12 protein-coding genes are annotated in these 12,659 nt (G+C 35.5%); 3 read left to right on the top strand and 9 right to left on the bottom strand.

Annotation, left to right across the window (positions count from 1 at the left end; genetic code table 11):
* Nucleotides 1-51: 51 nt before the first annotated feature.
* From GWR14_RS15850 to recJ, 3 genes are all read right to left on the bottom strand, one after another.
* On the bottom strand, nucleotides 52-408 hold the full coding sequence (locus GWR14_RS15850) for a hypothetical protein (RefSeq protein WP_163410052.1): 357 nt from the start codon (nucleotides 406-408) through the stop codon (nucleotides 52-54).
* A 172-nt stretch (nucleotides 409-580) separates the two neighbouring features.
* The gene (locus GWR14_RS15855; protein WP_163410053.1) at nucleotides 581-1,861 is read right to left on the bottom strand and encodes an MFS transporter; all 1,281 of its coding nucleotides are present in this window, start codon (nucleotides 1,859-1,861) and stop codon (nucleotides 581-583) included.
* Nucleotides 1,851-3,551 (bottom strand): single-stranded-DNA-specific exonuclease RecJ, encoded by a 1,701-nt coding sequence (gene recJ, locus GWR14_RS15860; RefSeq protein WP_163410054.1) that lies wholly within the window; start codon nucleotides 3,549-3,551, stop codon nucleotides 1,851-1,853. The genes GWR14_RS15855 and recJ overlap by 11 nt, the downstream gene beginning before the upstream one ends.
* 187 nt (nucleotides 3,552-3,738) lie before the next feature.
* Between recJ and ade the strand changes: the two genes are divergently transcribed.
* On the top strand, nucleotides 3,739-5,391 hold the full coding sequence (gene ade / locus GWR14_RS15865; RefSeq protein WP_163410055.1) for an adenine deaminase: 1,653 nt from the start codon (nucleotides 3,739-3,741) through the stop codon (nucleotides 5,389-5,391).
* Nucleotides 5,392-5,464: 73 nt separating this feature from the next.
* Here ade and GWR14_RS15870 read toward each other — a convergent pair whose 3' ends face one another.
* The 4 genes from GWR14_RS15870 to GWR14_RS15885 are packed head-to-tail and all read right to left on the bottom strand — an operon-like array spanning nucleotide 5,465 to nucleotide 8,067.
* A complete protein-coding gene (locus tag GWR14_RS15870; RefSeq protein ID WP_163410056.1) occupies nucleotides 5,465-5,812 on the bottom strand; it encodes a HopJ type III effector protein in 348 nt (115 codons plus the stop codon).
* A 59-nt stretch (nucleotides 5,813-5,871) separates the two neighbouring features.
* Nucleotides 5,872-6,324, bottom strand: a complete 453-nt coding sequence (locus GWR14_RS15875) for a hypothetical protein (RefSeq protein WP_163410057.1) — start codon at nucleotides 6,322-6,324, stop codon at nucleotides 5,872-5,874.
* On the bottom strand, nucleotides 6,324-7,046 hold the full coding sequence (gene rsmI / locus GWR14_RS15880; RefSeq protein WP_163410058.1) for a 16S rRNA (cytidine(1402)-2'-O)-methyltransferase: 723 nt from the start codon (nucleotides 7,044-7,046) through the stop codon (nucleotides 6,324-6,326). The genes GWR14_RS15875 and rsmI overlap by 1 nt, the downstream gene beginning before the upstream one ends.
* 43 nt (nucleotides 7,047-7,089) lie before the next feature.
* Entirely contained in the window at nucleotides 7,090-8,067 is a 978-nt protein-coding gene (locus tag GWR14_RS15885) for a hypothetical protein (RefSeq protein ID WP_163410059.1), read from the bottom strand.
* A 231-nt stretch (nucleotides 8,068-8,298) separates the two neighbouring features.
* Between GWR14_RS15885 and GWR14_RS15890 the strand changes: the two genes are divergently transcribed.
* Entirely contained in the window at nucleotides 8,299-8,889 is a 591-nt protein-coding gene (locus tag GWR14_RS15890) for a thymidine kinase (protein WP_144337108.1), read from the top strand.
* Between the two features lie 26 nt (nucleotides 8,890-8,915).
* Nucleotides 8,916-9,335 (top strand): hypothetical protein, encoded by a 420-nt coding sequence (locus GWR14_RS15895; RefSeq protein ID WP_163410060.1) that lies wholly within the window; start codon nucleotides 8,916-8,918, stop codon nucleotides 9,333-9,335.
* Between the two features lie 105 nt (nucleotides 9,336-9,440).
* Here GWR14_RS15895 and rpoN read toward each other — a convergent pair whose 3' ends face one another.
* Together rpoN and asnS are read right to left on the bottom strand one after the other, a co-directional pair.
* Nucleotides 9,441-10,901: an RNA polymerase factor sigma-54 gene (gene rpoN / locus GWR14_RS15900; RefSeq protein ID WP_163410061.1), complete on the bottom strand. Its 1,461-nt coding sequence runs from the start codon at nucleotides 10,899-10,901 to the stop codon at nucleotides 9,441-9,443.
* Nucleotides 10,902-10,993: 92 nt separating this feature from the next.
* Nucleotides 10,994-12,439 carry an asparagine--tRNA ligase gene (gene asnS / locus GWR14_RS15905; RefSeq protein ID WP_163410062.1) on the bottom strand — a complete coding sequence of 482 codons (1,446 nt, stop codon included), beginning with the start codon at nucleotides 12,437-12,439 and terminating at the stop codon, nucleotides 10,994-10,996.
* Between the last annotated feature and the right edge of the window lie 220 nt (nucleotides 12,440-12,659).

A 12,659-nucleotide genomic window follows, 5' to 3' on the forward strand; every position in this document is an offset into this window, starting at 1 on the left:
AATAAATATATTTCAATTATGAAAAATAACTGTTAAATAATTTTGATTTTGTTAGTTTAATCCAGGTCCGTATACATATTCATCAAGCTCAATTTTGAATAGTGTACCTTCAACTAAATCTTTTATAGATTTTATTTCTTTCATCGAAACGGCTAAGTCTACCTGAGATAAAGGTGTTTTTAGTAAAAACTTATGGCATGAGTTTCTCATTTCGCAAGCTTTGCAACAAGTATTTTCGATAAGGCTGTTTTCAATCAAATCACAAAACTGATTTAATTCTGCAATAGAAAGATAAAATCCGGTTTCCCTGAAAACTAATTGTACTTTATCTAATATTGTTTTGTTTTCCTTTTTCCAGTAAAAGGCCACTCCAAAGTTATTATGGTATATCTGTTCAATATCTTTCATTATAAAATCCTTTATTTCAACAAATATAAATATTATTTATATTAATTCTAAATAAAAAAATAATAAATAGAGTGAAATTTTTTTATCATATAAGTGATATAAGTTTATTTTAGTTTACACGGCAATTCTCTTTAAATAAATTTATATCACTTAATGGTTTAAAAGTTATTTTTTATTCTATTTTCTGATGATCTTCCATATCTCTATTTAGATCCAAATTTCTAAAAGTTGGTGATTTGAGTGCGGTTATAATAACCGTCAAAAGCGTCACACTTCCACCAAAAATTACTGAAGTTACGGTTCCCATTAATTTGGCAGTTGCACCGCTTTCAAAGGCCCCCAGTTCATTAGAAGATCCAACAAAAATTGAATTTACAGCACCAACACGACCACGCATATGATCCGGCGTTTTAAGCTGCAGGATAGTTTGTCTGATTACAACCGAAATTCCGTCAGCAAGTCCACTCAAAAATAAAGCGAAAACAGAAAGCCAGAAATAAGTTGAAATACCAAATAAAATGATCGACAATCCAAAAACAAATATGGCTGCTAAAAGTTTCTTTCCTGCATTTTTATTTAAAGGTACATAAGCAGAAACGAGTACTGTGATAAAAGATCCTACTGCAGGAGCAGCTCTTAAGATACCAAAACCTTCAGAGCCCACTTTTAAAATATCCTGAGCAAAAACAGGCAATAATGCTACGGCTCCTCCAAAAAGTACCGCAATCATATCAAGTGATAACGCACCTAAAACAATCTGATTTTTGAATACAAAAGTTAAACCTTCAGTAAGACTGTCTTTTATAGATTCTCCAATTTTCGGATTTAAGATTGGTTTTTTACTGATTTGCGATAAGGCAATTAAGGAAAGAATAGAAAATCCGAATACCAGACACATAGACCAGTGAACGCCAATCCAGTTAATTGAAAATCCTGCCAATGCCGGGCCCATAACGGCTCCAATCTGCCAAACTGTACTGCTCCAGGTTGCCGCATTTGGATATGCTTTTTTAGGAATGATCAATGATAAAAGAGAGAAAATAGTTGGTCCCATAAAAGCACGTACAATTCCGCCGACAAAGACAAGAGCATAAATTGAATACAAAATGTAATCTTTAGACCAACCTCCGACAACTTTTGGCCAGGTTAACAAGAAAAGTCCAAAACTAATAGCTGAAAATCCTAAAATACATTTTACCAATAATCCTTTCTTTTCTCTCTGATCGACAATATGTCCTGCAAACAAAGCCATTGAAACGGCAGGAATAATTTCCATCAAACCAATAAAACCTAATGAGAGCGGATCTTTCGTCAAACTGTAAACTTCCCATTCAATCACAATAAACTGCATCGACCAGGCAAAAACCATAGCAAAACGCAATAATAAAAACACATTAAATTCTCTATAGCGTAACGCCTGATACGGGTCGTTTTTCTTTTCGTTATTTTTCATTACTTCTAATATCTTTCAGCATCAGCTGAGTTGAGATGTTTCCGTTCCATTCATTTTCAGCAATGCAATAAGCCAGTTGAAACGGATTTTGATTTTGTACAATATTTATTTTTTTTCCGAGTCCAAAGCCAATAGCGGCAATTCCGTCGGAGTTATTTTGTTTTACAAAGAGCCTTAAATGTTCTTCTTCGGAACCAAGGTTTTTGGCGTATCCCGTATCTTTTGCATTCCGGGTCATAAAAACCGGAGTCATGTTTTGTGGGCCAAAGGGTTCAAATTGTTTTAGAATCCGGATCAGTTTTGGCGTTATATCTGCGAAATCAATTTCGGCATCAATTTCAATTTCCGGAGTACGCATTTCGGGATGAATGGTTTCTTTTACACATTTTTCAAAAGCGGCTTTAAAAGCCTGGTAATTTTCTGCCTTTAAAGTCATTCCGGCAGCGTACATATGGCCCCCAAATTGCTCCAAATGTTCTGAACAGTTATCTAATGCATTGTAAACATCGAAACCTTTTACAGATCTTGCCGAGGCAGCGTATTTATCTCCACTTTTAGTGAAAACCAGGGTAGGACGATAATACGTTTCAATCAATCTTGAAGCCACAATTCCGATTACGCCTTTGTGCCAGTCTTCCTGAAAAACAACGGTTGAGAAACGTTCTTCTTCATTGTTTTCTATGATTTGTTGAAAAGCTTCTTTGGTAATCTTTTTATCTAAATCTTTTCGGTCTGCATTGTATTGCTCAATTTCTGAAGCAAATTGCTGTGCCTGTTCCAAATCAAATTCGGTTAAAAGCTCAACTGCATGATTGCCATGTTTAATTCTTCCTGCGGCATTAATTCTTGGCGAAATGATAAAAACAACATCAGTAATATCTAATACTTTCTTTTTTACCTGATGCACTAAAGCTTTGATTCCGGGTCTTGGTTCGCTGTTAATTACCTTTAAGCCGAAATAAGCCAGAACACGATTTTCACCCGTAATCGGAACAATATCTGCAGCAATTGCGGTAGCAACCAAATCCAGATACGGAACCAGATCTTCTATAGTTTCATCTCGGTTTTGGCCAAGAGCCTGAATCAGTTTAAAACCAACTCCGCAGCCACACAATTCATCGTAGGGGTAGGAGCAGTCTTCTCTTTTCGGATCTAAAACGGCCACAGCATCCGGAAGAAATTCTCCAGGGCGGTGATGATCACAAACTATGAAATCGATGTTTTTGGCTTTTGCGTAGGCGATATGATCAATAGATTTTATTCCACAGTCTAAAGCGACAATTAAAGAAAATCCATTGTCGTCTGCAAAATCAATTCCTTTATATGAGATTCCGTAGCCTTCGTCGTAACGGTCCGGAATATAAGTCGCAATATTTGGGTAATGGGATTTTAAATACGAAGAAACCAAAGAAACCGCTGTTGTTCCGTCAACATCATAATCACCGAAAACCAAAATATTTTCCTGATTTTTAATTGCCAATTCGATTCGGGCAACAGCTTTGTCCATATCTTTCATCAGATACGGATCGTGAAGATGTTCTAATGATGGGCGAAAGAAATTTTTAGCTTCATCAAAAGTTTCAATTCCACGCTGAATCAAAAGTGTGGCTACAAAATCTTCTACATTTAAGGCAGCTGCAAGATGTTTTACCTTTTCTTCTGAAGGTTTTGATTTGATGGTCCAGCGCATAAATAATGATGATTGAAAATTATGAATTTATGTGAGAGAACAAATTTAGTTTAAAATAGCGAATCATTTTAATCTTCTTCAATGCAAATTGAATCATATGTAAACCTTAAGATTAAGGCGGTTTGAGAAAAAGAAAAATGAAAATTTGTTATTACTTTTGACTATATCATTTTTAAAACAAACAAAAATGCAAATTCAGGGACAAATTATAGACATCCAGAACCGACGAATTTATGCTGGGGAAATCACTGTCGAAAACAAAAAAATCATTTCGATAACTGAAAAAGACCACAATGTAAAAAAATACATTATGCCAGGATTTATCGATGCCCATATTCATATCGAAAGTTCGATGCTTGTTCCTTCAGAGTTTGCAAAAATTGCCGTACTCCACGGAACAGTGGGTACCATTTCTGACCCGCACGAAATCGCAAATGTTTTAGGAACTGAAGGCGTTTATTATATGGTTGAAAACGGTAAAAAAGTACCGTTGAAATTTCATTTTGGTGCACCCTCTTGTGTTCCTGCTACTTCTTTCGAAAGTGCAGGCGCTATTATAGATTCCGACGGAATTAAGGAATTACTGGCTTCTCCCGATATTTATTATTTGGCAGAAATGATGAATTATCCAGGTGTTTTATTAAATGATGAAGAAGTTTTAAAGAAAATTCAATGGGCGAAACATTTCAATAAACCTGTTGATGGACATGCGCCGGGACTAAGAGGTGAAGCGGCTAAAAAATACATTTCAGCCGGGATTTCTACCGACCACGAATGCTTTACTTTTGAAGAAGCCGAAGAAAAATTATCTCTGGGAATGAAGGTAATTATTCGCGAAGGAAGTGCTGCCAGAAATTTCGAAGCACTCATCGATTTACTTCCGGAAAATTTCGAAAACATGATGTTTTGTTCAGACGATAAACATCCTGATGATTTAATCATAAGTCATATTAATTCGCTTTGCGCCCGTGCAGTTGCGAAAGGAATTGATGTTTTTAAAGTCTTACAGGCTGCTTGTGTAAATCCTGTCAACCATTATAAGATGGATGTAGGTTTGCTGAAAGTAAACGATGCTGCCGATTTTATCGTAGTCGAGGATTTGGTTGACTTCAAAGTGAAACAAACTTACATTAACGGCGAGTTAGTTGCCGAAGATGGGGAGTCTTTTATTAAACATATTCCATTTGAAACTCCTAATAATTTCAATATCACTTCTAAAGAAATAAGTGATTTTAAAGTTTCGGGTTCGGGTTCAAAAATCAGGGTAATTGAAGCTTTAGAAGGACAATTAATTACTAATGAAATTCACCATCAATCCTTAATCGTTGATGGAAAAATCGTTTCAGATATCGAAAATGATATTCTGAAAATGGCTGTTATAAATCGTTATCAGGATACCACACGAGGTGAAACCGAACTGAGCGAAGCTAAACCTGCAATTGCCTTCATTAAGAATTTTGGACTGAAAAAAGGTGCTATTGCCAGTTCTGTAGCACACGATTGCCATAATATTGTTGTTGTGGGAACTTCTGACGAAGAAATTTGCAATGCGGTCAATCTGATTATTAAAAATACTGGTGGAGTTTGTGCTGTAAATGGTCCTGAAAGCAAAATATTGCCGTTGCCTGTTGCCGGAATTATGAGTGACAAAAACGGTTGGGAAACAGGAAAATTATATCAGGAAGTTGATGCAATGGCAAAAAAATTAGGAAGCAATCTGAAAGCGCCTTTTATGACGCTTTCATTTATGGCTTTACTTGTTATTCCCGATTTAAAGTTATCCGATAAAGGATTATTTAGCGGAAATAGTTTTTCATTTGTTGATCTGGAAATTTCTTAACCATATAAAGGTTAAGAAGTAACTTATTTTTCTTAATAGTAGTGAAAATTCCTTTTATCTGTGACCAAAATATTTAAGATTTCAAAGTTAAAGCTTCTCCTTCAAACTGAATTCCGTCCCAGCCTAAATTGATGAAATTTCTAATATTTTGGTGATTTGTGCCGTTTAGATCGCCTAAAACTTCTTCAAAATAAAAAGCGCCAAAGCATGCTAAAGTTTCTTCTTTGTTTAAATTCTGCAATTTTGCAAAAGAAAATAATTTGCAGGAACCCGAATTTTCACCTGCAGCATTATGTTGTGTCCCGTTTTGAAAAGCAGTTGGAGTAAAGTTGTAGTTTTCTTCAATTACTGCAATAGTTTCAGGAAACGTGATTTGTGTTGGGGTTTGTTTTACTTTTTCTAAAAAGGTTTGAATGCTCATGATTGTATGCTTTCTTTAATATTAATATTTTAAGATATTCAATGTCTTTTTCTCATTAATTACCTGATAATAAATTTCATTATTTTAGGGTAAAATGAGGTTAAAAACTCATCATTTTCTTTTAATTGTTTTGAGTTTTTGATAACGTCTAAAGAATTTTTAAAGTCTAAAGGATCTATTATGGAATTTGGATCTATATCATCATTATCCCAGCCTTTGCCTTCATTAAAATCTTTGATGAAGTTTGGTAATGATTTATATTCATCTTCTGTTATTCCTTCGTAGTGCCAAAATGATAAATATCTTTCGAATTCACCATCTCCAAAGTGAAGTGCTAATTTTTCATTGTCAAATTCAGCCCAAACATATTTATCATCTGGACCTCCACAATTTTCTGCACCACATACCGGGCAAATTGTGATTTGATCAATGAACCGTTCAACTATTTTTAATTTGTGTTTGAATTGTTGACCATTAACGGTACAGGAATAACTAAAATATTCATTTTGCATTATTCTTCTTCCTCGTCTTTAGAATATTTACTTCTTTTACCTTCTTTCTCTATTGTTTTTCCCGCAACCACAACGACAATTTCGCCTCGTGGCGCTGTTTTTTCAAAATGCGTTAAAACTTCTTTCGCAGTTCCGCGAACGTTTTCTTCGTGCAGTTTTGATAATTCACGTGAAACGCAAACTTGCCGGTCTTCCCCAAAATACTGAATAAATTCACCTAAAGTTTTAATTAGTTTATGTGGCGAAACATACAAAATCATCGTTCTGGTTTCTTCGGCTAAAGCCAAAAATCGGGTCTGACGTCCTTTTTTATCAGGAAGGAAACCTTCAAAAACGAATTTGTCGTTTGGGAGCCCGCTGTTTACCAATGCGGGAACAAAAGCTGTTGCGCCCGGAAGGCATTCGACCTCAATTTTATTTTCAACGCAGGCGCGCGTCAGTAAAAATCCGGGATCTGAAATTGCCGGAGTTCCTGCATCAGAAATCAAAGCGATGGTTTCGCCAGCTTTCAAACGGGCAATTAGATTTTCAGTGGTTTTGTGCTCGTTGTGCATATGATGACTGTGCATGTGTGTGCCAATTTCAAAATGCTTTAAGAGTTTACCGCTCGTTCTGGTGTCTTCGGCCAAAATCAGATCGACTTCCTTTAAAACCCGGATGGCCCTAAAAGTCATGTCTTCAAGATTGCCGATTGGCGTTGGAACGATATATAATTTTGACATATTTTTTTATTCGTGAAATGTAAAATGTGAGATGTGAAAAGTGTTATGAGAATTTTTTCTCGATGATTCCCAGAAAACGTTCTGCGTAATCGTCTTTTCCATCCCAATCGTTATAATCAGGTTTTACCATAGTTTCGATAAATTCTTTCGCTTCACTAAAGCTGTCGAATGTTAACAACTGATTCAATACACGACTGTAATCTTCAGTACTGTTTCCGAAAAGGTTTTTGGTAAAGGCAATTCGGTCATTCAGATCAATATGGAAACCTTTGGCTAGTTTTTCGTTTAAAGGAACTGTTCTTGGTTTTGCCGGTTCTGTAATTACACTTTCAGTTACAGCTTTTTTCTCTTTAAATTCATTTATCGATGGAGTAGGTGTAGGAGTGATATTTTCAAAATCATCTACTTTTACAAATTGAGCCTCGGCATAATTAACGCCTAAAATATCTTCAAACGAAATCGAAACAGCCTCTGATTTTGTAGGAGTTTCAGCTTTTGGTTCTTCTGCTTTCGGTTCTTCTTTATCTAATTCAAATGAAGGTTTAAAATCTGGAATTGGTTTTAAATCACTTACGGTTTTAAACGAAAGTTCTTCAGCAGGTTCTGTTTCTTTTTTGGTTTCAAAAACCGGTTCTTGATTTTTTACAGCAATCTCCTCGGTTACTTCTGCCTGAATTTCAGCAACGATTTCTGCCGGAGTTTCTTCAATAATTTTAGGTTCAGCAATAGTTTCGGCCTCAGTTACAGTTTCTTCAACGACAACCGGAAGTATTTCTTCTGCTTTAATTGCTACAGGAAGATTTTCCTCTTTTTCAAAAACAGTTTCAATTTGAGATTCTATTTCACTGTATCCGATAGTTGGTTTTATATCATCGAAATTTTCTTCTACAAATTTTAAAACAGTTAATTTTTCATATAATTTCTGTGTTTCCAGATACAATTGATTGATGTCGGATTTGTTCTTAAGTTTTAAAATTCGATGTGCGATGCTGATTAAATCGGCTTCCAATTTTTTTTTCATAACTATTGAAATTATAGTGAATAGGGTATTTTTAGTATATTTTGATGTCTTTTTAATTCGCGAAGGGAATTCGCCTGATATTTATTTTCTGTTAATAAACGTGAGCGAATCTTCAGTTTGATAAAAATTCTCTACTTTTGAAAAAGTGTAAAAACAGCAATTTTTTGCATTGATTTATTACCAGTACAAAGTAATAAAAACTATTCATTTTTAAAGGCAGAAAAATACAAAATGTTTCTCGAAAATACAGTAAATCACAAAGAACAATTTGGGTGGATTGAAGTTATTTGTGGATCAATGTTTTCGGGTAAAACCGAGGAATTAATCCGAAGATTAAAACGAGCCCAATTTGCCAAACAAAGAGTTGAAATCTTTAAACCTGCTATCGATACCCGCTATCATGATGAAATGGTAGTGTCGCATGATGCAAACGAAATTCGGTCAACACCAGTTCCCGCTGCTGCTAATATTGCCATTTTAGCCCAGGGCTGTGATGTTATCGGAATTGATGAAGCGCAGTTTTTTGATGATGAAATTATTACCGTTTGTAATGATCTGGCGAATCAGGGAATTCGTGTAATTGTTGCCGGACTGGATATGGATTTTAAAGGAAATCCATTTGGCCCTATGCCAGGACTTATGGCTACTGCTGAATATGTAACCAAAGTTCACGCAGTTTGTACCAGAACCGGAAATCTGGCCAATTATAGTTTTAGAAAAACAGATAATGATAAGCTGGTAATGCTCGGCGAAACCGAAGAATACGAACCGCTTAGTCGTGCGGCGTATTTTAATGCTATGAAGAAAATTCAGGAAAAATAGTTTTCAATTAATCCGTAAACTGCAGAATGAGAAAACAGAATATTTTATTATTAGTGTTAATTGGAATTGCGGTTGCTTTTGTCGGTTACTTTCAGTTTTATCTTTCTGAAAATGCCAAAGAAGTGAATACTCAGATAACAGAATTAGTTGCAAAATACAACAAAAATTGTCCGTTGACCATTCAGGAAGGAATTCGTTTGGACAGTGTAAGTTTACATGAAGAAAGAATTGTACGGTACAATTTAACTTTATTAAATGTTGTAAAAGAAACTGCTGAGATAAATATTATAAAAGCAGAAATTGAAAAAAGTCTGATTAGTACTGCCAAAGCAAATCCCGGGCTTCAGGTTTTCAGAGACAATGATTATACATTGATTTACCATTATAGCGATAAGAAGAAAGCTTTTTTATTTGATGTAAAGATATTCCCCGATCAGTATAAATAATTTCAAAGATCATGAAACAACAAACCCGACAGTTTTCAAATGAAATGTCTGTCGGGTTTGTTATAGAGAAACTTAACTTTTCTTAATCTCTTAATGGTAAAAAAATTAAATCTTCTTTCTCATTCTTGCTACCGGAATATCAAGCTGTTCGCGGTATTTTGCAATAGTTCTTCTCGCAATCGGGTAACCTTTTTCTTTTAAGATTTCAGCCAATTGATCGTCTGGAAGCGGTTTTCTTTTATCTTCTTCTTCAATGGTGTTTTTAAGAATCTTTTTGATCTCTAAAGTTGAAACATCTTCACCCTGGTCGTTTTTCATGGCTTCTGAGAAGAATTCTTTGATAAGTTTTGTTCCGTATGGCGTTTCAACATATTTACTGTTTGCCACACGCGAAATTGTTGAAATATCCAAACCAACCATATCGGCAATGTCTTTTAAGATCATTGGTTTTAGCTTGGTTTCGTCGCCGTCTAAGAAATATTCTTCCTGATAGTGCATTATGGCATTCATTGTTACAAAAAGTGTTTCCTGACGCTGTCTTATTGCATCGATAAACCATTTTGCAGAATCTAGTTTTTGTTTGATAAACTGAACCGCATCTTTCTGTGCAGTCGATTTATCACGAGATTCTTTATAGGTCTGCATCATTTCCTGATAATCTTTAGAAACATGCAGGGAAGGAGCATTGCGTCCGTTTAAAGTCAGTTCTAACTCCCCGTCTACAATTCTGATGGCAAAGTCCGGAACTATATTCTCGGTTACTTTATTATTTCCTGTGAAAGATCCACCGGGTTTCGGATTTAATCTTTCGATTTCGTGAATCGCTTTTTTAAGCTGTTCGTTTGAAACACTGTATTTCTGTAATAATTTATCGTAATGTTTCTTCGTAAAAGCATCAAACTGATTTTCAATAATGTCAATGGCTAAATCAACATATTCGGTTGGCGTTTTGTGTTTTAACTGGAGCAATAAACATTCCTGCAAATCACGAGCGCCGACTCCCGAAGGTTCTAATTCGTGAATTACCGTCATCATTTTTTCGACCATTGCTTCATCAGTATAAATTCCCTGGGTAAAAGCCATGTCGTCTACAATATCCGGAATGCTTCTGCGGATGTAACCCATATCATCAATACTTCCAACAAGGAATTCGGCGATTTCGCGTTCTTCATCGTTCAGAATAAAAGTATTCAGCTGATTGATTAAATCCTGATGAAAACTGATTGGAGCCGCAAAAGGAGTTTCGCGCTCTTCATCGTCACTGTAATTATTAACCTGAGTTTTGTAATCAGGTGTGTCGTCATCACTTAGATATTCGTCAATGTTAATGTCATCCGCTTCGATTCTGTCCGATTCATTATCATCATAGTCGTCGTAGTCGTCATTATCGTATTCATCAGCTTCGTATTCGTCTTCTTTTCCAGCTTCAAGTGCCGGATTTTCGTTCATTTCTTCTAATAAACGCTGTTCAAAAGCTTGCGTAGGCAATTGAATTAACTTCATCAGCTGAATTTGCTGTGGAGATAATTTTTGGGATAATTTTAAATTTAAAAATTGCTTAAGCATTATTATGTTTAATCGTTTATTTGTTTAATTGCCAAATCGTTGTTTCGTGAAAATCGGTTAACCGAATGAACGATTAACCGATTAAACTTTTATTAAAATTCCGCACTTCCAGGAGTTCTTGGGAAAGGAATTACATCTCTAATGTTTGTCATTCCAGTTACAAACAATACCAGACGCTCAAAACCTAAACCGAAACCTGCGTGAGTAGCAGAACCAAATCTTCTGGTGTCTAAATACCAGTATAATTCTTCTTTATCAATTCCAAGAGCTTCCATTTTCTGAACCAAAACATCGTAACGCTCTTCTCTTTCAGAACCGCCAACGATTTCTCCAATTCCTGGGAAAAGGATATCCATTGCGCGAACAGTTTCTCTTCCTGGTTCAGTATTGTCGTTCAAACGCATATAAAATGCTTTAATGTTTGCTGGGTAATCAAATAAAATTACCGGACATTTAAAGTGTTTTTCTACTAAATAACGCTCGTGTTCTGATTGTAAATCAGCCCCCCATTCGTTGATGATGTATTGAAATTTCTTCTTTTTATTTGGGGTTGAATCTCTTAAAATGTCGATTGCTTCTGTATAAGAAACACGTTTGAAGTTGTTTTCTAAAACAAAGTTTAGTTTCTCTAACAAACTCATTTCGCTTCTCTCAGCCTGAGGTTTTGATTTTTCTTCTTCAAGAAGTCTTCCTTCTAAGAATTTTAAATCATCTCCACAATTGTCTAAAGCATATTTAATTACATACTGAATAAAATCTTCAGCCAAATCCATGTTGTCATCAAGGTTGTTGAAAGCAACTTCCGGCTCGATCATCCAAAACTCTGCCAAGTGACGAGAAGTGTTTGAATTCTCCGCTCTAAAAGTTGGGCCAAAAGTATAAATCTGACCCAAAGCCATTGCAAAAGTTTCGCCTTCTAACTGTCCGGAAACGGTTAAGTTGGTATGTTTTCCAAAGAAATCTTGTTTGTAATCAATTGCTCCTTCTTCTGTTTTTGGAAGATTATCCAAAGGCAAAGAAGTTACCTGGAACATTTCTCCGGCACCTTCGGCATCAGCTCCAGTGATAATTGGCGTGTTTACGTAAACAAAACCTTTATCCTGAAAATATTTGTGAACCGCATAAGACAATACCGAACGCACACGCATAATTGCTCCAAAAGCATTTGTACGTACGCGCAGATGAGCGTTTTCACGTAAAAATTCTAAAGAGTGTTTTTTAGGCTGCATTGGGAATTTCTCCGCATCAGAATCTCCAAGGATTTCCAATTTAGAAACCTGAATTTCGTATTTCTGACCAGCACCTTTACTTTCTACCAAAGTTCCAATTACAGAAACCGCTGCTCCGGTTGTGATTCTTTTTAAAGTTTCTTCAGGAGTATTTTCAAAATCAACAACACATTGAATATTATTAATGGTAGAACCGTCATTTAGTGCGATGAACTGATTATTTCTAAAAGTTCTCACCCATCCTTTTGCATTCACTTCCAGTAACGTCGTCGTACTGTTTAATAAGTCTCTAACTTTTGTGTGTTTCATTTTGTTTCTAAAATTGATATTTGTAATAGTATTTCAATCGAAGTGCAAATATAATTGATTTGTTTGTAATTGCCACATTGGATATACAAGTTAGAAGCTATTTCCGGCTATCAACTATATCTCTTGTAGCTAACCCCGCCACAAGAGGATGCCGCTGCTATCCGGGCTAGGGCAGTTGGTTTGATGTGAGCTGTTTTAGGTGAAATTGTTATTCCTAATA

Source organism: Flavobacterium ajazii, assembly GCF_010614725.1.
In the GTDB taxonomy this organism is placed as follows: Bacteria; Bacteroidota; Bacteroidia; order Flavobacteriales; family Flavobacteriaceae; genus Flavobacterium; species Flavobacterium ajazii.

Bases quoted from the DNA above. Each gene is read 5' to 3' on its own strand.
- GWR14_RS15850 (WP_163410052.1), bottom strand. From the start codon at position 408: ATGAAAGATATTGAACAGATATACCATAATAACTTTGGAGTGGCCTTT.
- GWR14_RS15855 (WP_163410053.1), bottom strand. From the start codon at position 1,861: ATGAAAAATAACGAAAAGAAAAACGACCCGTATCAGGCGTTACGCTAT.
- recJ (WP_163410054.1), bottom strand. From the start codon at position 3,551: ATGCGCTGGACCATCAAATCAAAACCTTCAGAAGAAAAGGTAAAACAT.
- ade (WP_163410055.1), top strand. From the start codon at position 3,739: ATGCAAATTCAGGGACAAATTATAGACATCCAGAACCGACGAATTTAT.
- GWR14_RS15870 (WP_163410056.1), bottom strand. From the start codon at position 5,812: ATGAGCATTCAAACCTTTTTAGAAAAAGTAAAACAAACCCCAACACAA.
- GWR14_RS15875 (WP_163410057.1), bottom strand. From the start codon at position 6,324: ATGCAAAATGAATATTTTAGTTATTCCTGTACCGTTAATGGTCAACAA.
- rsmI (WP_163410058.1), bottom strand. From the start codon at position 7,046: ATGTCAAAATTATATATCGTTCCAACGCCAATCGGCAATCTTGAAGAC.
- GWR14_RS15885 (WP_163410059.1), bottom strand. From the start codon at position 8,067: ATGAAAAAAAAATTGGAAGCCGATTTAATCAGCATCGCACATCGAATT.
- GWR14_RS15890 (WP_144337108.1), top strand. From the start codon at position 8,299: ATGTTTCTCGAAAATACAGTAAATCACAAAGAACAATTTGGGTGGATT.
- GWR14_RS15895 (WP_163410060.1), top strand. From the start codon at position 8,916: ATGAGAAAACAGAATATTTTATTATTAGTGTTAATTGGAATTGCGGTT.
- rpoN (WP_163410061.1), bottom strand. From the start codon at position 10,901: ATGCTTAAGCAATTTTTAAATTTAAAATTATCCCAAAAATTATCTCCA.
- asnS (WP_163410062.1), bottom strand. From the start codon at position 12,439: ATGAAACACACAAAAGTTAGAGACTTATTAAACAGTACGACGACGTTA.